22 protein-coding genes and 1 tRNA gene are annotated in these 23,496 nt (G+C 62.0%); 15 read left to right on the forward strand and 8 right to left on the reverse strand.

Going from position 1 to position 23,496, the window contains the following annotated elements; genetic code table 11:
- The first annotated feature begins 43 nt into the window (after positions 1–43).
- The 8 genes from KTR60_RS02205 (at position 44) to KTR60_RS02240 (ending at position 8,668) form a co-directional block, all read left to right on the forward strand.
- Complete coding sequence (locus KTR60_RS02205; RefSeq protein ID WP_202427151.1) at positions 44–568, forward strand: TetR/AcrR family transcriptional regulator; 525 nt, start codon at positions 44–46, stop codon at positions 566–568.
- Positions 565–2,049, forward strand: a complete 1,485-nt coding sequence (locus tag KTR60_RS02210; protein ID WP_228401730.1) for a flavin-containing monooxygenase — start codon at positions 565–567, stop codon at positions 2,047–2,049. The genes KTR60_RS02205 and KTR60_RS02210 overlap by 4 nt, the downstream gene beginning before the upstream one ends.
- Positions 2,046–3,761, forward strand: coding sequence for a GMC oxidoreductase (locus KTR60_RS02215; protein WP_228401732.1), 1,716 nt, complete (start codon positions 2,046–2,048; stop codon positions 3,759–3,761). Before KTR60_RS02210 ends, KTR60_RS02215 begins: the two co-directional genes overlap by 4 nt.
- Positions 3,745–4,392 carry an acetoacetate decarboxylase family protein gene (locus KTR60_RS02220; protein ID WP_228401734.1) on the forward strand — a complete coding sequence of 216 codons (648 nt, stop codon included), beginning with the start codon at positions 3,745–3,747 and terminating at the stop codon, positions 4,390–4,392. Before KTR60_RS02215 ends, KTR60_RS02220 begins: the two co-directional genes overlap by 17 nt.
- 286 nt (positions 4,393–4,678) lie before the next feature.
- The gene (locus KTR60_RS02225) at positions 4,679–5,233 is read left to right on the forward strand and encodes a Fur family transcriptional regulator (RefSeq protein WP_003943517.1); all 555 of its coding nucleotides are present in this window, start codon (positions 4,679–4,681) and stop codon (positions 5,231–5,233) included.
- 31 nt (positions 5,234–5,264) lie between these two features.
- Positions 5,265–6,716 carry a catalase gene (locus KTR60_RS02230; protein WP_003943483.1) on the forward strand — a complete coding sequence of 484 codons (1,452 nt, stop codon included), beginning with the start codon at positions 5,265–5,267 and terminating at the stop codon, positions 6,714–6,716.
- Positions 6,717–6,985: 269 nt separating this feature from the next.
- A complete protein-coding gene (locus KTR60_RS02235) occupies positions 6,986–7,672 on the forward strand; it encodes an HAD family hydrolase (RefSeq protein ID WP_065455116.1) in 687 nt (228 codons plus the stop codon).
- Positions 7,673–7,678: 6 nt separating this feature from the next.
- Positions 7,679–8,668, forward strand: coding sequence for an LLM class F420-dependent oxidoreductase (locus tag KTR60_RS02240; protein WP_228401736.1), 990 nt, complete (start codon positions 7,679–7,681; stop codon positions 8,666–8,668).
- Here the strand turns inward: KTR60_RS02240 and KTR60_RS02245 are convergent.
- Together KTR60_RS02245 and KTR60_RS02250 are read right to left on the reverse strand one after the other, a co-directional pair.
- Positions 8,565–9,944 carry a sensor histidine kinase gene (locus KTR60_RS02245; RefSeq protein WP_136471619.1) on the reverse strand — a complete coding sequence of 460 codons (1,380 nt, stop codon included), beginning with the start codon at positions 9,942–9,944 and terminating at the stop codon, positions 8,565–8,567. The genes KTR60_RS02240 and KTR60_RS02245 overlap by 104 nt on opposite strands.
- Positions 9,941–10,645 carry a response regulator transcription factor gene (locus tag KTR60_RS02250; RefSeq protein ID WP_228401738.1) on the reverse strand — a complete coding sequence of 235 codons (705 nt, stop codon included), beginning with the start codon at positions 10,643–10,645 and terminating at the stop codon, positions 9,941–9,943. The genes KTR60_RS02245 and KTR60_RS02250 overlap by 4 nt, the downstream gene beginning before the upstream one ends.
- A gap of 167 nt (positions 10,646–10,812) precedes the next feature.
- On the opposite strand from KTR60_RS02250, the gene KTR60_RS02255 reads away from it, so the two are divergent.
- The 3 genes from KTR60_RS02255 to KTR60_RS02265 all read left to right on the forward strand — a co-directional run bounded on the left by KTR60_RS02255 (position 10,813) and on the right by KTR60_RS02265 (position 14,165).
- Entirely contained in the window at positions 10,813–11,277 is a 465-nt protein-coding gene (locus KTR60_RS02255) for a hypothetical protein (RefSeq protein ID WP_003943487.1), read from the forward strand.
- Between the two features lie 220 nt (positions 11,278–11,497).
- Positions 11,498–12,301, forward strand: a complete 804-nt coding sequence (locus KTR60_RS02260; protein ID WP_007732353.1) for a metal-dependent hydrolase — start codon at positions 11,498–11,500, stop codon at positions 12,299–12,301.
- A 118-nt stretch (positions 12,302–12,419) separates the two neighbouring features.
- The gene (locus tag KTR60_RS02265) at positions 12,420–14,165 is read left to right on the forward strand and encodes a cholesterol oxidase substrate-binding domain-containing protein (RefSeq protein ID WP_039973296.1); all 1,746 of its coding nucleotides are present in this window, start codon (positions 12,420–12,422) and stop codon (positions 14,163–14,165) included.
- 5 nt (positions 14,166–14,170) lie between these two features.
- Here the strand turns inward: KTR60_RS02265 and KTR60_RS02270 are convergent, their stop codons facing one another.
- Both KTR60_RS02270 and KTR60_RS02275 read right to left on the reverse strand, forming a co-directional pair.
- Positions 14,171–14,884 (reverse strand): DUF6891 domain-containing protein, encoded by a 714-nt coding sequence (locus tag KTR60_RS02270; protein ID WP_228401740.1) that lies wholly within the window; start codon positions 14,882–14,884, stop codon positions 14,171–14,173.
- A 29-nt stretch (positions 14,885–14,913) separates the two neighbouring features.
- Positions 14,914–16,530: a DHA2 family efflux MFS transporter permease subunit gene (locus KTR60_RS02275; RefSeq protein ID WP_042446649.1), complete on the reverse strand. Its 1,617-nt coding sequence runs from the start codon at positions 16,528–16,530 to the stop codon at positions 14,914–14,916.
- A gap of 120 nt (positions 16,531–16,650) precedes the next feature.
- On the opposite strand from KTR60_RS02275, the gene KTR60_RS02280 reads away from it, so the two are divergent.
- Entirely contained in the window at positions 16,651–17,127 is a 477-nt protein-coding gene (locus KTR60_RS02280) for a MarR family winged helix-turn-helix transcriptional regulator (protein ID WP_003943458.1), read from the forward strand.
- Positions 17,128–17,184: 57 nt separating this feature from the next.
- Here KTR60_RS02280 and KTR60_RS02285 read toward each other — a convergent pair whose 3' ends face one another.
- Positions 17,185–18,216: an ABC transporter substrate-binding protein gene (locus KTR60_RS02285; protein WP_003943522.1), complete on the reverse strand. Its 1,032-nt coding sequence runs from the start codon at positions 18,214–18,216 to the stop codon at positions 17,185–17,187.
- Between the two features lie 189 nt (positions 18,217–18,405).
- Between KTR60_RS02285 and KTR60_RS02290 the strand changes: the two genes are divergently transcribed.
- Both KTR60_RS02290 and KTR60_RS02295 read left to right on the forward strand, forming a co-directional pair.
- Positions 18,406–19,965 carry an acyl-CoA synthetase gene (locus KTR60_RS02290; RefSeq protein ID WP_221742609.1) on the forward strand — a complete coding sequence of 520 codons (1,560 nt, stop codon included), beginning with the start codon at positions 18,406–18,408 and terminating at the stop codon, positions 19,963–19,965.
- 116 nt (positions 19,966–20,081) lie between these two features.
- Positions 20,082–21,377 carry a wax ester/triacylglycerol synthase family O-acyltransferase gene (locus KTR60_RS02295; protein WP_221742610.1) on the forward strand — a complete coding sequence of 432 codons (1,296 nt, stop codon included), beginning with the start codon at positions 20,082–20,084 and terminating at the stop codon, positions 21,375–21,377.
- On the opposite strand, the gene KTR60_RS02300 is transcribed toward KTR60_RS02295, so the two are convergent.
- From KTR60_RS02300 to KTR60_RS02310, 3 genes are all read right to left on the reverse strand, one after another.
- Positions 21,340–21,663, reverse strand: coding sequence for a hypothetical protein (locus KTR60_RS02300; RefSeq protein WP_221742611.1), 324 nt, complete (start codon positions 21,661–21,663; stop codon positions 21,340–21,342). The two genes, KTR60_RS02295 and KTR60_RS02300, sit on opposite strands and share 38 nt — an antisense overlap.
- A gap of 74 nt (positions 21,664–21,737) precedes the next feature.
- A tRNA-Pro gene (locus KTR60_RS02305) sits at positions 21,738–21,811 on the reverse strand.
- Positions 21,812–21,865: 54 nt separating this feature from the next.
- The gene (locus KTR60_RS02310) at positions 21,866–22,834 is read right to left on the reverse strand and encodes a metallophosphoesterase (RefSeq protein WP_003943461.1); all 969 of its coding nucleotides are present in this window, start codon (positions 22,832–22,834) and stop codon (positions 21,866–21,868) included.
- 132 nt (positions 22,835–22,966) lie between these two features.
- Between KTR60_RS02310 and KTR60_RS02315 the strand changes: the two genes are divergently transcribed.
- The gene (locus KTR60_RS02315) at positions 22,967–23,443 is read left to right on the forward strand and encodes a GatB/YqeY domain-containing protein (protein WP_003943491.1); all 477 of its coding nucleotides are present in this window, start codon (positions 22,967–22,969) and stop codon (positions 23,441–23,443) included.
- Positions 23,444–23,496 lie beyond the last annotated feature (53 nt).

The raw sequence follows: 23,496 nt of genomic DNA on the forward strand, positions 1-23,496 counted from the left end.
CGATGCGAAAGTAAGCCGTACCCAGGCCGAACGTACAGCGGCGATGCGTGGGCGCCTCCTCGACGCCGCCGTCGAATCGTTGGTCGAGCTGGGCTACGCACGGACCAGCACGCAAGAGATCGCCCGCCGCGCAGGCGTCTCGCGGGGTACGCAACTGCATCATTTTCCGACCAAGGAATCGCTGGTCGTCGCGGCCGTCGAGTATCTGGTCGACAAGCGGCTGGAAGAAATCCTCACCGCTGAAGTGGATCGTGGTCGAGGCCTCGAGGTCCTATCGGACGCGTTCTCCGGGCCGCTGTTCTATGCCGCCCTCGAATTGTGGGTCGCGGCGCGGACCGATCCCGTTCTGCATGCGGCGACGGTGCCCCTCGAACGCAAGGTGAGTGAGGCGCTCGAGTTCGGCAGCGCCGAGTTGTTCGGTGATCGGTTCGATTCCGAGTCGGTCGAACTCACCATCGAACTCGTTCGTGGGCTTGCCGTCTCAGCCCTGTTTCGTACATCCGAAGCCGACGACGCGCTCAGAGCGCGATTGTTGCCGGCCTGGCAATCCCGAGTGGAGAAGAAGTGAAGCTTCCCGAACATGTCGAAACGCTGATCGTCGGTGCCGGATTTGCCGGTATGGGCTTGGCCGCCAGAATGCTTCGCGACAACCGCGCTGCAGACGTCGTGTTGATCGAGCGTGGAGCTGACATCGGCGGCACTTGGCGCGACAACACCTATCCAGGCTGTGCCTGTGACGTGCCGACGGCGTTGTACTCGTATTCTTTTGCGCCGAGCGCCGATTGGAGTCATACCTTTGCTCGTCAACCCGAGATCTACAACTATCTGAAGAAGGTGGCCGCAGACACCGGCATCGTGGAACGCGTAGTCCTGAACTGCGAACTCGAAGCTGCTGTGTGGGACGAGGATGCGGCGCTGTGGCGTATTCGGACATCTCGAGGGTCGTTGACGGCCAAAGCTCTGGTCGCCGCGACCGGAGCGTTGTCGACGCCCAAGATCCCGGATTTCCCCGGTCTCGACCAATTCTCGGGGACCACTTTCCATTCGGCGACGTGGAACCACGAACACGAACTGCGCGGTGAGCGCGTAGCCGTGATCGGAACGGGAGCGTCGGCGGTTCAGTTCGTTCCCGAAATTGCCGACCCTGCTGCCCATGTCACCGTGTTCCAGCGAACTCCGGCCTGGGTGATTCCGCGGATGGATCGCACCCTGCCTGCCGCACAGAAGGCCGTGTACTCGCGGATTCCCGTTACACAGAAGGTGATTCGAGGGTGGGTTTACGGCTTCCGCGAGCTACTCGGTGCCGCGATGTCGCACGCGACGTGGGTGCTGCCTGCCTTCGAGGCGGCCGCGCGCCTTCATCTGCGCAGACAGGTGAAAGATCCGGAGTTGCGCCGGAAACTGACTCCCGATTTCACGATCGGTTGCAAGCGCATGCTTCTGTCCAACGACTGGTTGCGCACCCTTGACCGCGCGGACGTGAGTCTGGTCGACAGTGGGCTCGTCTCGGTCACCGAAAACGGAGTGGTCGACGGAAGCGGAGTCGAGCACAAGGTCGACACCATCATCTTCGCCACGGGGTTCACGCCGACGGAACCGCCTGTTGCGCATCTGATCACCGGAAAACGTGGCGAGACGCTGGCCGCACATTGGAACGGTAGTCCCAACGCGTACAAGGGTACTGCGGTCAGCGGGTTCCCGAATCTGTTCCTCATGTACGGTCCGAACACCAACCTCGGACACAGTTCGATCGTGTACATGCTCGAGTCCCAGGCCGAGTACGTCAACGACGCCTTGAACACCATGAAGCGAGAGCGGATCGATGCCCTCGACGTGAACGAGACGGTGCAGGTGCACTACAACAAGGGAATTCAGCACGAGTTGCAGCACACGGTGTGGAACAAGGGCGGATGCTCGAGTTGGTACATCGATCCGGAGGGGCGCAACTCGGTGCAGTGGCCGACGTTCACTTTCAAATTCCGTTCGCTGCTGGAGCATTTCGATCGGGAGAACTACTCCGCTCGCAAGATCGAAAGCGTCGAGGCATGACCGCGACGCACTACGACGTGGTGGTTATCGGTTCGGGATTCGGTGGCAGTGTCGCCGCTCTTCGCCTGACGGAGAAGGGCTACCGCGTCGGGGTGCTCGAAGCCGGTCGACGGTTTGCCGACGACGAGTTGCCTGAAACCAGTTGGAGACTTCGAAAGTACCTGTGGGCGCCGTGGATCGGATGTTATGGGGTTCAGCGCATCCATCTTCTTCCGGATGTGCTCGTGATGGCGGGGGCCGGCGTCGGAGGTGGGTCGTTGAACTACGCCAACACGTTGTATCAGCCACCCAATCGGTTCTTCGAAGACCGTCAGTGGGCGCACATCACTGACTGGCACGACGAACTGGCGCCGTACTACGACCAGGCCAAACGGATGTTGGGTGTTCGCACCAATCCGTCCTTCACTCCTGCCGATGCGGTGATGAAGGACGTAGCCGAAGAGATGGGCGTGGGGGAGACCTTCACGTCCACCCCCGTCGGGGTTTTCTTCGGGGAGGCAGGAGTTTCCGTGCCGGACCCGTTCTTCGGCGGAAAAGGACCCGAACGCACAGGTTGCACGGAATGCGGGGGATGTATGACCGGTTGCCGAGTCGGTGCGAAGAACACGCTGGTCAAGAACTACCTCCATCTCGCCGAGCAAGCGGGCGCCAGGGTTCATCCGCTCACGACCGTCACCGACCTTCGGCCGGCGGCAAGCGGTGGTTACAGCCTGCTCGCGAGGCGAACGGACGGCGTCCGCCGGCGAGAAGTTCGGTTCACCGCCGATCAGGTGGTGGTTGCCGCCGGAACGTACGGAACGGCGAGACTGCTGCTCGGTATGAAGGAATCCGGTGCCCTGCCGGGCCTGTCGGATACTCTCGGCACCGTCGTACGTACCAATTCCGAAGCCGTACTGGCCGCAACGTCGAAGTCGCGTCGACGGAACTTCACGCAGGGCGTAGCCATCACGTCGTCCTTTCACCCGGATGATCACACGCACATCGAGCCGGTGCGATACGGCAAGGGCAGCAATGCAATAGGACTTCTGCAGACCGTCCTGAGTGACGGCGGTGGGCGAACTCCCCGGGTGCTGAAGACTCTGGCAGTCGCGGCCCGGCACCCAGGAGCGTTCTTGCGATCGTTGTCGGTACGGAACTGGTCCGAGCGAACCGTCATCGCGCTGGTGATGCAGACCGACGACAACTCCCTCGAACTTTCCAAGAACACCAAACGATTCGGGCGCTCCCTCACCAGTAGACCGGGACCGGGCGATCCACCTCCTCAGTGGATTCCGCAGGGTCATACAGCCATTCGCAAGGTCGCCGAGAAGATCGACGGCGACCCGGGTGGTTCCATCGCCGAGATCGTGAACATCCCGATGACGGCACACTTTCTGGGTGGCTGCGCTATCGGTGACAGCGCGTCGAGTGGCGTCGTCGATCCGTATCTGCGTGCATACGGTCATGAGGGACTGCACGTCATGGACGGTTCGGTGGTGAGCGCAAATCTCGGAGTGAATCCTTCCCTGACCATCACTGCGCAGGCGGAACGAGCGTGCGCGATGTGGCCGAACAAGGGTGGCGCGGACGCCCGCCCGAAGACCGGCGAGCCATACGTACGTATCGATCCGACTTTGCCGTCCGATCCGGTGGTGCCGACGCATGCACCAGGCGCTTTGCGGCTTCCCCTGACCGTTCGAGCTGAGAAGGTGTCCGATGTGGAGCGTGCCTGAATCGACAAGTGACCGCGTCGACTGGCCGGTGAGTGATCCGCCGCCGTGGCCGGCTCGCGTTCGCGCGACACTGTGGTGGCACCGCAGTACGTCGGCGGCGCGGGAGCTCGGCCCGGATGGTCGAACGATTCCGATGACGGTGGCCATGATGGTGGACTACCTCGATTCGCCGGTCGGCCCGTATCGCGAGATCCTCGCCAGTCCGGTCTTGCATGCGCCAGGGAAACGGATCGGGCCTATGCCGCGGATGGCGGTCCCTTTCATCGCGGTGGATTCGGAACCGTCGGTGCACGGTGGGCGAGTCCACTGGCAACTACCCAAGATTCTGGCCGAGTTCGACGGAGACGTGCAGCAGAAATTCACTGCAACCGGCGACGGATGGCGGGTGCGTTCGGATACGCGGATGCTCGGGCCGCGTCTGCCGATTGCCGGGGCGTTGGGATTTGCGCAGCCCGAGTCCGGCGGAGGTCTGGCGATCGCGTCGGCAAGGCTGACGGGATCGTTCCGATACGCGCGCGTGAGCGTCGAGGCAGAGGGGCAGACCCTGCCGGACTGGTTGGCTGCGGGCACCCATCACGGCGTCGTGATTCTGGGCGGAAAAATGACTACGGGAGCGGCCAGGCGTCGGTAACGGGGGTTTGACCTGCGAAAAAGCGACCAAGGCCGCCCGTCAGTGACCGGGCGGCCTTGGTCGTGTGGTGTGAAAGTCAGGTGTCGACGTCCCACAGGCGCCTCTCGGCGGGTGGTCGCTCGCAGCGACAAAAGGGGTGGGGCCCGGGGCTTGTTCGGACGCCGACAGGGTGTTCAACGGCGGTCTCCCCGGATTTGTTCCCGTCCTTGATATGTGACACCGGTCTCGATTCAACTTAGGCAATCCTTTTCTTGACTAATTCCAGAAAAGCGGCATACTGGGAAACATGCGAGACGGAGAGCATGACTTCGACCCCCGAGCGCAATTGCGCGCCGTCGGGTTGAGGGTCACTGCTCCGCGCCTCGCCGTGCTGGATGCGGTTACAGCCCAACCGCATTCAGACGCCGATTCTGTTGCAGCACTCGTGCGGCAGCAGCTCGGATCGGTATCCACACAGGCCGTTTACGACGTGCTGAAGGCATGCGTGAACGCAGGATTGCTGCGACGCATCGAGCCGGCGGGTTCGCCCGCACGGTTCGAGACGAGGACTGGTGACAACCACCATCACCTCGTCTGTCGCGGCTGCGGCAAGGTCGTCGACGTCGATTGTGTTGTCGGCCAAGCTCCCTGCCTCGAACCTTCCGATAATCACGGCTTCGAAATCGACGAAGCCGAGGTCGTGTTCTGGGGCCGTTGCGAAGATTGCCTGAAGAATTCTGCCGAATCCGACACCGAGTCGGACGCGGTCTCGCAGAATCGAATTGATGCGTCCAGAACCTCCGAGTCAGCCACCTCGCATGCAGCCCATGCGTTCGACTCGGATGCAGCCCCGCTCCTCTGACGCCCAGCCCACAACGCTAGGAGGCTTCGCCATGACCAAGCCCACCACCAACAATTTCGGTATCGCGGTCGCAAGTGATGACGAATCGCTGACCGCGGGTATTCAGGGGCCGGTGCTCCTTCACGACCACTACCTGATCGAGAAGCTCGCGCAGTTCAACCGCGAGCGTGTCCCGGAGCGCATCGTCCACGCCAAGGGCGGCGGCGCTTTCGGTGAACTCGTCATCACACACGACGTCAGCAAGTACACCAAGGCCGCGTTCCTGCAGCCGGGTAAGAAGACCGAGTCACTCGTCCGCTTCTCCACCGTCGCCGGTGAGCAGGGCAGCCCGGACACCTGGCGCGATCCGCGCGGTTTCGCGATGAAGTTCTACACCGAAGAGGGAAACTACGACCTCGTCGGCAACAACACCCCGGTGTTCTTCATCAAGGACGCCATCAAGTTCCCCGACTTCATTCGTTCGCAGAAGCGACTGCCCGGCTCCGGTCTTCGTGACCACGACATGCAGTGGGACTTCTGGACTCTGCGTCCCGAGACCGCTCACCAGGTGACCTGGCTGATGGGTGACCGCGGTATCCCGAAGACCTGGCGCAACATGGACGGCTTCGGATCGCACACCTACCAGTGGGTCAACGCTGCGGGTGAACGCTTCTGGGTGAAGTACCACTTCAAGACCGATCAGGGCATCGAGTTCCTGACGCAGGCCGAAGCAGACAGCCTCGCCGGTAGCGATCCCGACTACCACCGCGCGGATCTGTACAACGCCATCGAGGCCGGTAATTTCCCGAGCTGGACACTCAAGGTTCAGATCATGCCGGTCGACGAGGCCGAAGGCTACCGCTTCAACCCGTTCGACCTCACCAAGGTCTGGTCCCAGAAGGACTACCCACTGATCGAGGTCGGCAAGTGGACGCTGAACCGCAATCCGGAGAACTTCTTCGCGCAGATCGAGCAGGCTTCGTTCGAGCCGTCGAACGTGGTGCCCGGCATCGGATTCAGCCCGGACAAGATGCTTCTCGGCCGCGTCTTCTCCTACGCCGACGCACATCGTTACCGCATCGGCACCAACTACGCCGACCTGCCGGTCAATGCCCCGAAGAACGAGGTGAACTCCTACTCCAAGGAGGGCGCCATGCGTTACAGCTTCAATTCCCCGTCGACGCCGGTGTACGCACCGAACTCGTACGGCGGACCGCATGCCGATCCGTCGGTTGCCGGTGACGAAGGACTGTGGGCGTTCGACGGCAAAGCAGTGCGCGCCGGATACATCGAGCACGCCGAGGACGGCGACTTCACGCAGGCCGGAACGCTGGTCCGTGAAGTTCTCGACGACGCAGCTCGTGAGCGCCTGGTGAGCAACATCGTCGGCCACGCCCTTGCCGGCGTCAGTGAGGAAGTTCTGTTGCGTGTCTTCGAGTACTGGAAGAACGTCGACGCAGATTTGGGCAAGCGCGTCGAAGAAGGTGTACGCGCAGGTCAGTGACCCGCTGACATGAGCATCGCTTAGGTCTACCGAATGCGGACCGCTGCAAGGGAAATCACTTCCCGGCAGCGGTCCGTTTCCGTCTACCCAACTACAGAAGCGCAAACCAATAGACGAAGCATGCGAGAAGGAATACAACGACTGACTCCATGACGACACCCCTGTTCGACGTGCACTTCTGCTGTTCGCACTCTCCATGATCCGCTTCTCGAGCTGAGAATGCTCGGGGCACAAGTTTCGCGAACCGAGGTGTTGGGCAGTCAATTCCCATGGCAATAGGTGCGGTTCTCTTCGACATCGACGGAACGCTCGTCGATTCCAACTATCTGCACGTAGAAGCGTGGTCGCGAGCTTTCTTCGAGGTAGGTCGCCCGGTCGACGCGTGGCGGGTACACCGCAGCATCGGCATGGACGGAGACCAACTACTGGAGTCCTTGCTCGGCGAAGACATCGACGGGTGCGGACCGCGAGCCAAAGAACTTCACACCACGTACTACCGGCAGTCGGCCGACCGTCTCCGAGTACTGCCGGGAGCGCGCGAGTTGATCCGCCGAGTTCACTCGCTCGGACTGCATGTGGTGCTCGCTACCTCGGCGCCGGACGACGAACTGAAGTTGCTACGCCGGACGCTCGACATCGACGAAATGATCTACGCCGCCACCTCTTCGGAATCCGTCGACGAGGCCAAACCTGATCCGGACCTGATCGAGGTCGCGCTCGCGAAGGCAGGTGTCGACGCGGGCAATGCGGTCATGGTCGGGGATGCCGTCTGGGACATGAAGGCGGCGACATGGGCGGGCGTTGTGGCTGTGGGAGTGCGCAGCGGCGGCATGTCGACCGACGAACTCGAAGGTGCGGGTGCGACTGCCGTGTACGACGACGCCCGCGACCTCCTCGACCACCTCGACGGCAGTGTGATTTCCGAACTCGTTTCAGGCCTAGATACCGGGAGTTGATCAGTGATGGCACGATTCGGCTACACCTTGATGACGGAGCAGGCAGGTCCGAAAGAACTGGTTCGCCATGCAGTTCGGGCCGAAGAAGTCGGCTTCGACTTCGAAGTGATGAGTGATCACTACTCGCCGTGGCTGACCGAGCAGGGGCATGCACCCTACGCCTGGTCGGTGCTGGGGGCAGTCGCCCACGCCACCGAGCGAGTCGGTTTGATGACGTACGTGACTTGTCCGACCGTGAGGTACCACCCCGCCGTCGTCGCTCAGAAAGCTGCGACGATCCAGATCCTCGCGGACGGACGCTTCACCCTGGGATTGGGAAGTGGCGAGAGCCTGAACGAGCATGTGGTCGGCGAGGGTTGGCCGTCCATCGACACCCGCCAGGACATGCTGCAGGAGGCGGTGAGCATCATTCGCGCACTGCTCGCCGGAGATCTGGTGAGCTGGAAGGGGGAGTACTTCGACGTCCAGTCCGCCAGGATCTGGGATCTCCCCGAGAACCCGGTTCCGCTGGCGCTGGCCATGTCCGGAGACAAGTCCGTCGAGCGTTTCGGTCCGATGGCCGACGATTTGATTGCCGTGCAACCGGATTCGGAGCTAGTGCACTTGTGGAAGCACGTGCACGGCCGAGCATACGGATTGGCTCCCGCAGGCCGGACCATCGGTCAGATTCCGATCTCGTGGGACCCTGATCGCGACACGGCAATTGCACGAGCTCATCAGCAGTTCCGGTGGTTCGGCGGAGGGTGGTCCGTGAACTCCGAACTGCCGACGCCGGCGAGCTTCTCGGGTGCGACTCAGTTCGTGCGCAAAGAGGATGTAGCTGAAAGCATTCCGTGTGGTCCCGATCTCGATGTGATCGTCGAAGCGGTCAAGGCATACACGGACGCCGGATTCACCGATGTGGCACTGGTACAGATCGGTGGAGATACCCAAGGCCGATTCTTCGACGAGGCGGCCAAGCCGCTGCTCGAGGCTCTGCACGTCGAATTGGGTTGATCGAGAAGATCAATCGAGTTCCGCCGAGTGGGCTCTTGTCGAGTCGCGCGCTACCGCCGTGCAGCCTCGCCTGCTGCGCGACGAGGGCCAGTCCCAAACCGCTTCCGGCGTCGCCCGCACCGGTACCACGAACGAATCTCTCGAACATCGCTTCGCGTTCCGAAGGCGCGATCACGGTGCCGTTGTCGTCGACGAAAACCGTCGCCGAACCCGTCGCAGCCCCTGATCGGACGGTGATCTCGACTTCGTCGGCATTGCCGTGCCGAACGGAATTGGTGACGGCGTTGGTCAGCACCAGACGGATACCCGCGGGAAAGGCCTGAACCGAAAGTTCTTCCGGTGCTTTCAAACGAACGTCGACCTGCGGGTGCAGACGGCCGGCGTCAGCGACGGCGCGATCGGCAACCTCGACGAGATCGACGTCGGCACAATCCTCGGGATCGGCCACGTCACCCAGGGCTAGAGTCTCGAGGTCGGTCAGGGTGCGCTCGATCTGGCGCTGCGCTTCCAACAATTCGCCGGACAGTTCGCGCCGTTGGCTTTCCGTGAGATCGAGTGTTGCGAGAACTTCGAGATCGGTACGCATCGACGTGAGAGGTGTGCGCAGTTCGTGGGCGGAGACGCGAGCGAAATCGCGTGCCGACTCCAACGCCTCCTCGGTGCGGCTTCGATCGCTTTCGATGCGACTGAGCATGCTCTGGATTGCCTCCGACAGTTCTTCGGCTTCTCGCGTTCCACGTACCGACGGTGCCCGGCGCGAGAGTCCGTCGACGTCGAGGTTGTTGCCGATCGAACTGGTGGTCTCGGTCAATTGCTGTAGTGGCCGGACGGCTCGGCCGGTGAGGAACCAACCGAGCCCGGCCGCGGCAAGGATGGCGACCACTGCTGCAGCGGCCACTTGGAACTGCTGCTCACGGATTGCCTGGGTCAGTGGGTCTTCGGGGATGCTGACGGCCAGTGCGGCGCCGCTGTCGCCGGGCACCAGAACATCACGACTGCGAACATCGGTGGTAGCCAAGGCGCTGACGGTCGCGGCTTTGAATCCGGGGCTGACCACGGATGGTTCTGTTGTTGCAGTTGGTGTCTCGATGAATAGCGGGCTCGGCGCACTCGCCGCGACGCCCAGGGTGACGGAATCGAGAGTGCGTTCGAGTTGTTCGGATCCGTTGACACGCAGAAAGACCGCGAACGCAATTCCGATCGCGGCAATCACGATTCCGGCGGCCAGGCCCGAGGCGATGGCTACGCGAGTCTGAAGTGACAGCGGCCGCTTCATCGTTCGGCCCTCAGGACGAAGCCCACCCCACGCACTGTGTGGATCACGCGGGGCGCTCCGTCGACTTCGAGTTTCTTGCGTAGATAGGTGACAAAGACGTCGACGACATTGGTGTCGGCAGCGAAGTCGTAACCCCAGACGAGTCGCAGGAGTTGTGCGCGACTGAGTACGACACCGGCGTGCTCGGCGAGTACCGACAACAGGTCGAATTCTCTTTTGGTGAGTTCGATTCGTCTACCGTCGATGTGCGCTCGATGGCCACGGAGATCGACCGTCAGCGGTCCCACCGTGATCGGATGGTCGACCGACGGGGTGGCTCGCGTCGTGCGTCGAAGCAATGCGCGGAGTCTGGCGACGAGCTCGGCCAACTCGAAGGGCTTGGTGAGGTAGTCGTCGGCGCCCGCCTCCAGCCCCGCGATGCGATCACCCACGGAACTTCGGGCGCTGAGTACGCAGATCGGAACCTCGTTGCCGATCGCGCGCAGGGCGGTCACCACCCCGACGCCGTCGAGGCCGGGCATGTTGACGTCGAGAACGAGCGCGGCCGGGCATTGCTTGTTCACCGATGACAAGGCCGATCGTCCGTCGACGGCAGTTGTCGTGTCGAAGCCCGACAATCGGAGTCCACGTTCGAGCGAATTCAGAACCTTCGCGTCGTCGTCAACGATCAGGATGCGCTCGCGTGTACTCACCCCAGCCATGGTGCCATCGGATCAAGGCCTGGGGCCTCGCTCGGAGCGAGGGCCGTCGCATTCTCATCAACTCCTAAGAAACCGACAACAGATCTGCAGTGTTGGCTTCATAACCTCGGGTTTCTCGGATGCGACCGCGCCGAGAACTCGAGAACGTTCGATCAAGGAGAACAACGATGACGCGATTGAAAGTGAACGGCAAGCGGGCCCGCCGGACCGGTGTGGTGGTGGCGTCCGTGGCGGTCCTCGGTATGGCAGTGGCGCCGGGAATCGCCTGGGCTTCCAACCCGATTTCCGACGGGTCACCGGTGGCGGTGCGGTCGATCGCGACCGCTCCAGCCGAGTTGGGTGTGGCTCCCGAAGTAGCGTGTGGTGTCGCGGCGCCGATTTCCGACGAGGAGCTGCAGAAGCTCATCGACGAGGGGAAGGTCGTGCGCGCGGAGGAGGCCGGTACGGCCGCAGTCACTATCGAAGTGCCGAGCGAAGCTGCGACATTCGTTGCGCGTGAAGGGGTGCCGGCGTTGCCGACCGTCGAGTGGGCTCCGACGACCGAAGGTGTTCCGGCAGAGGTGCTCGACATGGCCGGTGTCGCTCCGCTGGAGGAAGGCGTTGCCCTGTCATGCACGGTTGCCGCGGGCTGACGAGCGAAAAAAGCTCCGCATGAACCGCTTTGACCTGGAACGGTACGGCCGTACTCAACTGGGTCTGGAGGTTGGTCAAGCCTGTCGGTAGCACTTGCTACGTTCGGGGCGGTCTCGGCGAGCATGCCGGGGCCGTCGCCGACGGCGTCATGTGTGTGGTGTCTTGCAGAGGGTGCGGTACGGCCTGATGCGGGGCGCGTTTCGAAAGGTGTTGTGTTTCATGGTCATGGGCCCCACCCACGCGATGTCCGGTGCTGCTGTGGGGTTGGTGGTTGCGGAGTTGTTGCCTCTCGACTGGGGAGGGCCCACATCCACTGCGGAAACTTTGACCTTTGCCGGAGTGTGTGCCGGAGCCGCCTTGCTTCCCGACCTCGATACCGGTCAGTCGACGGTTTCGCGATCATTCGGTCCGCTCAGCAAGGCTCTGGCCAAAGGCATCGACGCAATTTCGGTGACCTTCTACCGCATCACCAAAGGCAAGAAGGACGGCAAGCGTCGTGGTGGGCATCGGACGCTCACGCACACCGCGCTGTTCGCCGCCGGGTTGGGTGCCGGGGTCTCGGCGCTGGTTGTTCAGTTCGGGAAGCCAGCCATCATCATCACCCTGTTCTTCTGCCTCGGGTTGGCCATCCGTGGATTGGCGGGTGAATTGGCCAAGGAGAAGGGTTGGCTCGCGGTCTCCGCCGTTGCGTTGGTGCTCTCTGCCCTCACCTGGCAGTGGTATCCGAGTGAGGCTGGATCCACGGGGCTAGGTGTTGCGGTGGCACTGGGTTGCGCCACGCACTGTCTCGGCGATGCGATCACCAAGGAGGGAGTGCCGTTTCTTGCACCTCTGATCCCGCTCGGCGGCAAGCGATGGTGGGAGCAACGACTGCCGTCATTCCTATCCATCCGTGCAGGTGGGAACCTCGAGAAGATCCTGATCGGGCCGGCGTTGACGGTTCTGACTGCCTGGTTGATCATCAGTGCGTTCGACGGTGCCCCGGAAGCGATCTACGCGGTCTTCGCTCCGATGGTGCAGTGAGCTTCGGAAAACTTTTATTACGGAACCACTGGCATCGTAATCATATTTGTTCTACGTTCGTCCCTGACATGAACCGAGTCGGCTGACGGAGTGAGCAGTGGTGCATCAAGCAGAGCGCATGGCAGAGCACAGCTCGAGCGAAGACGGTGTGAGCCGGCGCGGATTTCTCGCAGCGAGTGCCGGCGCAGCTGCTCTCGCGGGCATTTCCTGGGCGCCGGCTGGAGCAGTTCCCTGGGGTTCGGCATCGACCATCGCGCCACCGCCCGGATTTCCGTCGGACATTCCGTTGTCACAGCAGGCGTACGCGAACTGGTCGCGAGAAATCATGCTCGACAGCGTGTGGACGGCCACGGCACGTCACAGCGATGACGTCGTCACCCTCGCCAACTGGGCGTTCGACAACGGGTACACAGTGCGTGCGAAGGGAACGATGCACGGGTGGAGTCCGTTGACGGTGGTGCCCGGCGCGCCTTCGGATCGAGTTCTGCTGGTCGATACGATGGCCAAACTGAATTCGGTTGTGGTGCAGCACGGCACGCCCGCAACGGTCACGGCGGGCGCCGGCGCCAGTATCGAAGCGATTCTGACAGCGCTCGAGCGAGAAGGGCTCGGCTGGGCCAACTCTCCGGCGATCGGTGAGCTGTCCATCGCCGGCGCGCTGGCGATCGGTGCTCACGGGGCAACCTATCCGGCTGTGGGGGAGACGATCACCCCTGGTCAATCGTATGGTTCGCTGAGCAACCTGATCACCGAGATCACGGTGGTGGCGTGGGAGGAAGGCATCAATCGGTACGCACTGAAGACATTTCACCGATCGGACGTCGAGAGCACCGCCTTCCTGGCCCATCTGGGTCGAACCTTCGTCACCTCCGTGACGCTGCAAGCCGGGGAGAATTATCGGCTGCGGTGCCAGAGTTTCACCGACATTCCGTGGCAAGAACTCTTTGCTGCTCCCGGGTCGCCAGGGCGTACCTACGAGAGTTTCGTCGAGAAATCCGGACGGGTGGAAGCAATCTGGTTCCCGTTCACGCAAACACCGTGGCTCAAGGTCTGGACACCGACCCCGGTCAAACCGCCGGAGTCCCGAGAGGTGAGCGGGCCGTACAACTACTTCTTCTCCGACGCGATTCCCGAAGAAGTCACCACCCCGTTGGGGATGGTGGCACAGGGTCTCCAAGCTGCGACGCCGCTGTTCGGCGCCTCTCAGTTCGGCGCTGTAGCAGCAGGATTGGTGCTGACTGACACCGACGATCTCTGGGGTTGGTCGAAAGACGTTCTGTTCTACCTCCGGCACACGACCTTGCGCGTCGTAGCCGGGGGCGGGGCGGTGATCACCAAGCGGTCCAACATCGGCCGAGTCGTCCACGAGATGACGAGTTGGCTGAACGAACGAATGACGCACTACGCGTCGTTGGGGCAGTATCCCGTCAACATGCCGTTCGAAGTGCGTCTCTGCGGTGTCGACGATGACGGCGAGGTGTTGGTCGACAGCGCCGGAGTGCCGGACCTGTCAGCGGTGCGGCCGCGGGCGGATCGTCAGGACTGGGACACAGCGATCTGGATGAACGTGGTCTCGATTCCCGGCACCGCGGGATTGCCTGCGTTCCTTCGCGAAATGGAACGGTGGATGGTCGCGAACTACTCCGGCGATTACGCGACCTTCCGTCCGGAGTGGTCCAAGGGGTGGGCATTCACCGATCAGGCGGCGTACCAGGACGACGAATTTCTCACCAGCACAGTGCCTGCCACCTTTCGTGCCGGTGGCGACGGGAATTGGGACTTCGCTCTCGCCACTCTCGACGAGCACGACCCGCACCGCGTATTCAGCAATACGTTCCTCGACCGCGTATTGCCACCCAGCTGAATCTCCTACTGCGGAAGCGGTTTGCGCCAACATACGTCGGTGACACGGATACGCTGATTGTTGTCACCGTTCCAATCGACGCTCAGCCCCTGAGTTCGGAGTGCGTCGGCTACCTGGCGCCCGACGGTCTGATCGGTGTGCGCGATCATGTGTGCCTTGGCGGTTTCGTCGCCGCCGAAGGCAGCGGCGACCAGCGCGGGATCGAGATCGTGGGCCGGACGAAACGCACTGTAGGACAAGTAGAGATCGGACGGCTCGTCGCCGAGACGCTCCGCATCTTGCATGTGGAAGAACGTGTACGCCCACTGAGCAAAGGGATACCCGTTCTGGTCGGGTTCGGACGGCGTGCGTTCGTCGTCGATTTCGGTAGTGCCGCACTGCATGCAGCAGGTGAAGTTCATCCGGGCTACGATGCCGTTGCGTTCGAGTTCGGCGAAGGCTGCGGAGAGGCGCTCGAAGTCTCCGGGAGCCGTCCACTGGGTCTGCTCCTCGAGTCTGTGGTCCCAGACCTCACGCACTACTGCGTCGATCTGTCTGCCGAGTTCGTCGTTCTCGAAGCCGCCCTCGACACAGTCTCGGGCGGCTTCGCAGATTTCGTCGAACGTCGCGAAACCTGGGACTACCAGTTCGCGTGCTTGCTCACGTACGGCGACGATGTCGGCCTCACTGAGCCCCGGTGCTGACCGTGACTGTGCTGACCGTGACCAGGGCAATCGCATACCGGCACCGTACTGCACCGATCCGACCGTCAGGCGACGTCGGCTGCTGCTTTCGTTTCCTCCTCGTTTGACGGGGCCGGCTTGTTCGGGATGAGCGCCGTCGCGATCAGGCCCACCACGACAAATCCGGCTGCAAGGTATCCGCCGAGTGTGATGCCGTGAGTCATCGCAGATTGGGCAGCGTCGGCGACGAAGGCAGTGTTCGGTGAACCGGCCAGCGAGTCGATGGCGGCGCCTGCGCTGTCGGTGACTGCCCGCGTCAACTGATCAGCCTGAGCTTGGTCGACACCGGATCCGGTGAGGTCGTTGTTCAGCGTCGAATTGAGAGTGCTGAAGAAGACCGTGGTGAGGACGGCGATGCCCAGTGCGGATCCGAGTTGGCGGAACGCGCTCTGAATGCCGGAGCCTTGACCGGCGCTCTGCTCGGGAATCTCCTCGAGCACGACGTTGGTCACCTGCGCAGTCGCAAAACCGACGCCGATTCCGTAGAAGAACAGCACTGCGGCGATAGTCCACCAGGGGCTGTCTGTCGCAGCGATGAATCCGAGACCGGCGAGACCGAGCGCCTCGAGAGCCAAACCGATACGGACCAAGCCCAACGGCGAGACCTTCGATGCCAGCCCGAAGCTCGCACCACTGGCGACAAAGCTGCCGATGGCAATGGGAACCAGTGCGAGCCCTGCCTGGAGTGCGCTGTATCCGAGCGTGAACTGGAGCCAGAGAGGAAGCACCGCAACGATTCCGAACTCGCCGAGCCCGATGATCAGCGTCGCGATGTTGCCGTTGCGGAACGACGAGATGGAGAACAACCGTACGTCCATCAGCGCCCGCGACGGATCGGCGCTGCGGGTGAGCATGGTTTGACGGTAGGCGAACGCACCGAGCGACAGAACGGCGAGAACCAACGCCACCAGAACCGGCGACGGTCCGCTGGACCATGACAGACCGAACAGATCGAAGGGTTCCTTCGTCGTCAGCCACCCGTACGTACGTCCCTCGACGAGGCCGAAGGCCAGCAGGCCGAGCCCGGCGATGGACAGTGCTGCTCCGGTGGCGTCGATGCGCCCAGCGGTGCGGGGTGAGGGCGCGATGAACAGCACTGCGCCGATCAGAATGAGCGCAGCAAGCGGAATGTTGATCCCGAATGCCCAACGCCATGAGGCATGTTCGGCAAGCCAGCCGCCGAGCAATGGGCCGAGGGCGGATGCAGCGCCGATGGTGGAACCCCAGACCGCGAAGGCCTGGCCGCGCGCCTTTCCGGTGAACATCGCGTTCAGAAGCGACAGTGACGTGGGCAGGATCATGGCCGCGCCGGCGCCCTGCAGGAAGCGCGCCAGGATGAGCAGACCGCCGTTCGGCGCCAGTCCGGCCAGCAGGCTCGTTGCGCCGAACACGACGACACCGGCGATGAAGATACGACGGGCGCCGACCAGGTCGGCAACTCTGCCGACCAGAAGCAGGAGTGCCGCGAACACGATTGCGTAGGACTCTTGGATCCATTGAGCCTGAACGGAATTGATCCCGAGATCTTCGATGATCGAGGGAACTATGACGTTGACGATCGTGGTGTCGACGACGATCAGTGCCACGCCGAGTGCAATGGCGATCAGGCCCAACCACTTACGGGTGGTGGGTGAAATGTTCACGAATAAACCTCCATTGTGAAGTAACTTTATTATGAAGGTATATTTGAGGCGGTAAGTTGTCAACGTGCGCGCTGGGTTCGACCGGCCGCCGTCTGGCACAGGAAAGGTGGGATCACCGAGGTGGAAGCACCGCGCGACATCTCCGTGGAGCGGGAGCGGCTGATGGACGAATTCCGCGCGTACGGTGGCACGTTCACCGAATTCAGCCATCGATTCGCGTCGTGGCTCGGCCTGCATTCCACCGACGCGACTGCCTTGATGGAAATCACCGCTGCCGAGGAGAAGGGGACGCCGCTCTCACCCGCCCGCCTCGGAGAGCGGATCTCGCTGACGTCGGGTGCAACCACCGCGTTGCTCAACCGCCTGGAGAAGGCGGGACATATCGTCCGGACCCGAGAGAATGCAGACCGGCGAGTGGTCACGCTGCACAGCAGTGCGCATGTGCAGGACCTGGCGGACGAGTTCTTCGGGCCCCTTGCCGTGCGACTCGACGCCATGATGGCGAAGTACCCGCCCGAACTGCTCAGTCGATTCGAGGAATTTCTCGTCGACCTTCACTCGACGATGAACGAACACCTCGAGCAGGACAACCGCTGAACAAAGAACGCCGCTCGACTCCGGAGAGTCGGGCGGCGTTCTTTGTGCCGGTGACGGCTACTTGCCGAGCTTGGCCTGCAGGTCGTCGAGAACCAGGCCGGCACCTGTCGGGCCGAGACCCAGGAACCAGGTCTCGTCGCTCACCTCGGTGGCGCGTCCTTCCTTGACTGCGTCCATGCTGGCCCACAGCGGTCCGGCAACAACCGTGGTCTGGCCGGTGTCGGCGGGATTTCCGTAGCTGGAGTAGAAGATTCGGTCACCCTCCGCCTCGGTGATCGTTTCCGGGCTGACCTCGACGGCCAGTTCGTCGATGTCCTGGATCGCCGGGCGGGGCAGGCCGACGTCCTTCAAGATGACGCCGATGAACGACAGATTGCCGTACAGGCGCAGCTTCCCGGACATGAAACGAACCAGTGAAACGGTCGGGGAGCCGTCGATCGACTCACGTACCTTGTCGGCGTGCTCTTGGTAGTCGTTGAGAACCTGCTCAGCCTTGGTCTCCTCGCCGAGTGCGTCACCGGCAAGGAGGAAGTTCTCCTTCCACGGAAAGCCGGGGCGGATGCTGAAGACCGTCGGAGCGATTGCCGCGAGTTGCGGGTAAAGCTTGTCCTGGCGCAGCTTGCTGCCGAGGATCAGATCGGGCTGCAGTGCGGTGATCGCCTCGAGGTTGAGGTTGTTGGTCGTGCCGACATCGGGGACACCGACCAACTTGTCCGCCAGGTACGACGGCTGACCGGCGGCGCTTTCCGGGCTGGCGATGCCGACCGGGGTGATCCCGAGCGAGAGAACCTCGTCGAGTTCACCGCTGTCGAGGACGACGACGCGGGTCGGCTTGGCCTCGAGGGTGGTCTCGCCCAGGGCATGGGTGATGGTGCGAGGGAACTCGCCTGGCGCGGCATCGCTGCCGAGCTTCGCGGTTTCCGTGTCGGCGGTGCTGAACAGCTTGCCGCCGGTCGCGACATCGGTGTTGCCGTTTGCGTTGCCGCCGGCGTCGGAAGAGCCGCAGGCCGTAGCGGCAAAAACAGTCGCCAAGGCAACCATGGCGACCCGGACCGACGTGCGGCTCCGGAGAGTGGTGCGTGAGTGCATTAGGCTACCCTACCTTTCGGCTATCGGGCTTGGTCAGGGAGGTATCCGCACCGTTGACGCCAGGTGAGCGGCGCGTCAGGTCTCGCTCAGCGGGACCGCTACGCAATTCGGACTACAGGGTGCGACCAACGTGTTAGCTTCGCGAAAGACCTGTACTGGTAAGCGAAGACGCGTGTAGTGAGGATTTCGATGACCCTGAACATTGCCGATCTGTTCGAGGCCGTTGCCGATGCGATCCCCGATCGAGTTCCCTTGATTCTGGAAGACGTGCGATTGAGCTACGCCGAACTCGAACTGCGATCGAACCGACTCGCTCATCACCTGCAGTCGGTGGGCGTCGAGCCTGGGCAGCACGTCGGTATTCACATGCGTAACTGCGTCGAGTACGTCGAAGCGCTCCTGGCTTGCTTGAAGATCAGAGCGGTACCGATCAACGTCAACTTCCGCTATACCGATGCAGAACTCCTGTACATCTACACCAACTCTCAAATGGTGGCACTGCTGGTCGAAGAGGAATTCGCGCCGACGGCATTGGCCGTGGTTCCGCAGTGTCCGGAGATCACCCACGTGCTGATCGTCGGCGAAGACTACGAGAACGCCCTTGCCGCGCAGACTGATACCCGCGACTTCGGCCCTCGCAGCAACGACGACCATTTCATCATCTACACCGGCGGCACAACCGGAATGCCCAAGGGTGTGGTGTGGCGGCACGAGGACTTCTTCTTCGCCGCGCTGTCCGGAGCGAACCTCAGCGGGCCGCCGCGTCGAAGTCTCGAAGAGGTTGTGGATGCAGCTGTAGCGAACACCAATCCAACTGTGCTGCTACTCATCCCGCCGCTCATGCATGGAGCCGCAATCTATTCACTGCTCACGGCATTCCTCATGGGAGCGCCCCGAGTACTGACCCGCAGCTTCGATCCGATGGAAGTGCTGCGACTGGTCGAGGCCGAGAAGATCACCGGAATCACCGTCGTCGGCGACGCGATTGCTCGGCCGATCGCCGACGCCATCACCGCAAGCGAAGGGCGCTACGACCTTTCGACTCTCCAACTGATCGGGTCGGGTGGCGCGTTGTTCTCCCCGAACCTGAAGGCAGAACTGACAACCCGACTACCGGGGTTGGTGATCAAGGATGCATTCGGTGCTTCGGAATCCGGCAACGACGGCGTCGTCGAATTCGGTGAGGACGGTTCCAAGCGAATTCGATCCAACCCCAACATGATTCTTGTCGACGACGAATTCCGTCGCATCGAACCAGGCTCGGACACAGTCGGTTTCATCGCCCGGGCCGGCCATGTTCCCGTTGCATACTTCGGCGACCCGGCCAAGACTGCTGCAACTTTTCCCGTCGTCGACGGGGTTCGTCTGGCGGTACTCGGGGACATGGGCACGATGGAAGCCGACGGAACCATCATGCTGCTCGGGCGCGGTTCGATGTGCATCAACTCCGGCGGCGAGAAGGTCTACCCCGAAGAAGTGGAGCAGGCACTCAAAACTCACCCGGCAGTTTTCGACGCCTTGGTAGCGGGCGCGCCCGACACTCGATTCGGTGAGAAGGTCGCCGCGGTGGTGCAGGTTCGACCGGGATTCGAAGATGTTGCGACGGAATCATTGTCGGAGCATTGCCGCACCCACGTCGCCGGGTACAAGATCCCCCGCTCGATCGTGCTCGTACCAACCATCCTCCGCTCGCCCAGCGGTAAGGCCGACTACCGTTGGGCTCGCGAAACCGTAGCTGGTTGTACATAATCGTGAAACACCTGCGGAAGTAAGTAGGTCGCTGACAGCTTCCATTCGCGCCCTGCTTTCAAGATTTCGATTGGAGATTTATGCCCACCAGGCAACTGACCTCGGTAGATTTCGGATTGATTGCGGCCAACGTGGAAAACCGTTCTACCGATGTTCTAACGATATTCCTGTTCGATTCAGATAGCTCTCTACCGCTCGATAGAAAAGAACTGCTCGAACTCCTTGCTGCGCGTGCGTCGAGGATCCCGCAATTGCGATGGACTTTGACCAGAGTCCCTGGAGGGTTGAATTTTCCCTACTGGATTGACTCCAAACCGTTCGATATTGACGACCATGTCGAAGATAATGTTGAAATTTCGACGTGGAAAGGTGTGTTCGAATACTCTGCCGAGTTGGCGGCGCGGTTTGTAGATCCTTACCAATGTCTGTGGCGTCTGCACGTCATTCGAGGTGTTCGCGATGCGCCTGGAGTGCAGGGGGAAGCAACGGTAGTGATTCTCAAGGCCTCCCATGCTCTGGGGGACGGACGGATGTACAACGAAATCGTTCACGATCTGTTTTCGACGAAGCAATTACCCGACTTTGTTCCGCAACTGACAACGCCGAACCCGTGGTGGTCGTCCGTCATGGGAATTATTGGAACGCCGCGTAAGTATGTCCGCGCATTAAGGGCTCTGCCGGAGTCCCGGAAGTACGACGCGCCGGATTCAGGTGGTGGCGCTGTGACCTTCACCGGCGAGCGCTCGGCGACAGCGGTCGCGCTCGATTTGGTACTGATTCGAGAGATCAAGAAAGAATGGCCAGGAGTTACGGTGACTGCCATTGCCCAGACCGTGATCTCGTTGTCTTTGGAAGAATATTTCGGTGACAAGAGTCCGCGGTCGATGCAAGTTATGTCCGGGGCACCCGTGGGTGCCGCAGTGCGCGGACAAAATCACATGGGCTGCTATCACATCGACTTGGCGTTGGGCACAGTAGATATCGAGGAGCGACTTGTCGCCATCACCAAGAACAACAATCAGGCCAAAGCGGGATATCTCGACGCATACCGAGCCGTACGCGCACTGCAATACGAACTTCCGGCAATTGCGATCAAAGCTGGATTGTCCGCGGAGCCCAAACTGGGAACTGTCGCGAGCAGTGTCAACCGTGGTCCCGCTGTCATGACACTCGGCACCTCGAAGATCCTGTCGACCGTGTCTTTCCCATACGCGTCCCCGAGGAGTCCCTTCAATCACGGTATCTACTCGGTGGGTGACGTGCTCGCTATTTCGGTGCTCAGCGGATCCCCGGACAGTGGTGACATCGACGACTACGCGACTGTTCTCGAGAGGAACGCGGCCCGGGTTCAGGCATGCCTCGCGGAGCGAAGTACTACAGCCAGGGCTCGATCGGCTTCTTCACCCACATGATCTTCTCGTCCGGATGCTCACGCCGAGCTTCGGGACGGTCTGGGTTGGCTGCTGCCCACACGGCTTTCTTGTCGAGCAGTCCGGCCGCGATGGTCCAGGTCTCCCGCGTGCTCGGCGGATTGGCGCCCGCCGCCCGCGCAAGCTTGCGTAGCCGATCGTCGGGCATGTCGAGCAACTCTGCACTACTGATATCGCGATCCCAGGCGAACTTGGCAAGACCGACAGCTTTCTCACGTCGGCTACGGCTCGCCATGTCGTTGTGCGAGAAGTCTGGTTCGGATGCCACGGCTTCACCTTATCGTCAACGAAATCGAGGCCCTCCCGCGTAAGCGGAAGGGCCTCGATTTCTGTTCTTCACTGTCGGGGTGGCGGGATTTGAACCCACGACCTCTTCGTCCCGAACGAAGCGCGCTACCAAGCTGCGCCACACCCCGTGTCGAACCTCGGTTAGCTTACATTACCGAGTCGACTGACATTAAATCCGCAGGTCAGTTGCGTAGAACCGACGCTGGAGACTCTGCGGAACTGTGTGCGGAGACATGCTCCGGTTCGCGCCTGGTCGCCGGAACCAAAGTCAGCAGAGTTGCCTCGGGGCGGCAGCAGAAGCGTGCCGGAGCCCACGGCGAAGTGCCGATGCCTGCTGAGACGTGCAGCTGGGTGTGTGCGCCCCACTTCGACGGTCCCTTGACCCGGGATCGGTCGATCTGGCAGTTGGTGACCAGCGCGCCGTAGAACGGAAGGCACAGCTGACCACCGTGCGTGTGGCCGGCGAGCACCAGGTCGTAGCCGTCGTCGGCGAACCGGTCGAGAACTCGAGGTTCGGGTGAGTGCGTCAGGCCGAGCTTGAGCTGGGCGACGGGATTGGGTGTTCCGGCGACGGTGTCGTAGCGATCGCGCTTCAGGTGCGGATCGTCGACGCCGGCGGCAGCAATGCGAATACCGGCCACTTCGAGTTCGCGGCGCACGTGGGTCATGTCCAGCCATCCACGTTCGGTGAACGCGGCCCGCAGATCGCCCCAGGGGAGGGGATCTCCGGTGATGCGCTTGTCCTTGTTGAAGATGTAGCTCAGTGGATTCTTCGGTTTCGGAGCGAAGTAGTCGTTGCTGCCGAAGACGAACAGACCCGGCCGAGCCAACAGATCGCCGAGCGCCTGGACCACTGCCGGGACGCTGCGCTGATGCGACAAGTTGTCTCCGGTGTTGACCACGAGGTCGGGGTCGAGGCCTTCGAGCTCACGCAACCAATTCTGTTTCAACCGTTGGTTCGGCATCATGTGCAGGTCGCTGAGATGGAGGACCCGCAGCGACGACGAACCGGGCGCCAGGACTGGCATCGTCACCTCACGCAGTGCAAATGCATTGCGTTCGATGCCGGATGCGTACCCGATCCCTAGTGCAGCGGCGCCCGCGGCACCAAGTGCGGTGCGGGTCAGATTGGTGCGGAACTGGGAAGACACCTCTCAAGGATACGGGTGTGGCGTTCTTCTGCGTCGCTCTCGCTGCCTTTTACAGCTATTCCACAGAGAATTGTGTCCGGGCGGAGGTAACTATCGGCACGCTCGAAACGCCGAGCGCGTAGCGTTTCCACCATGTCCGACACGACACCATCGCTCAAAGCCACCCTCCGAACCGACATGGTTGCATCCATGAAGGCGAAGGATCCGCTACGTACAGCCACCCTTCGGATGCTCATGGCAGCCATCCAGACCGAAGAGGTGGCCGGTAAGGAAGCACGGGTCCTCACCGACGAAGAAATCATCAAAGTCCTTGCAAAGGAATCGAAGAAGCGCGGCGAATCGGCCGAGATCTACACCGAGAACGGCCGCGGCGAACTTGCCGCGAAAGAGCGCGCCGAAGCTCAGATCATCGACGAGTACCTGCCGACGCCGTTGACCGACGCCGAACTCGTCGACGTCGTCGACACCGCCCTCGCTCAGGTGTCCGAGGAGCTCGGTGAGCGTCCGGGTATGCGTCAGATGGGCCAGGTCATCAAGGCCGCCAGCGCGCTGGCCAAGGGCAAGGCCGATGGCGCCCGTATCTCTGCAGCAGTGAAGTCCCGCCTGTAGTAGCGCGCCACCGGAAACCGAAAACGGCCGCGAACTCCGAGTCACTCGGAGAT

Origin of the sequence: Rhodococcus sp. C1, from assembly GCF_020809065.1 — a bacterium.
Classification (GTDB): Bacteria; Actinomycetota; Actinomycetes; order Mycobacteriales; family Mycobacteriaceae; genus Rhodococcus_F; species Rhodococcus_F qingshengii.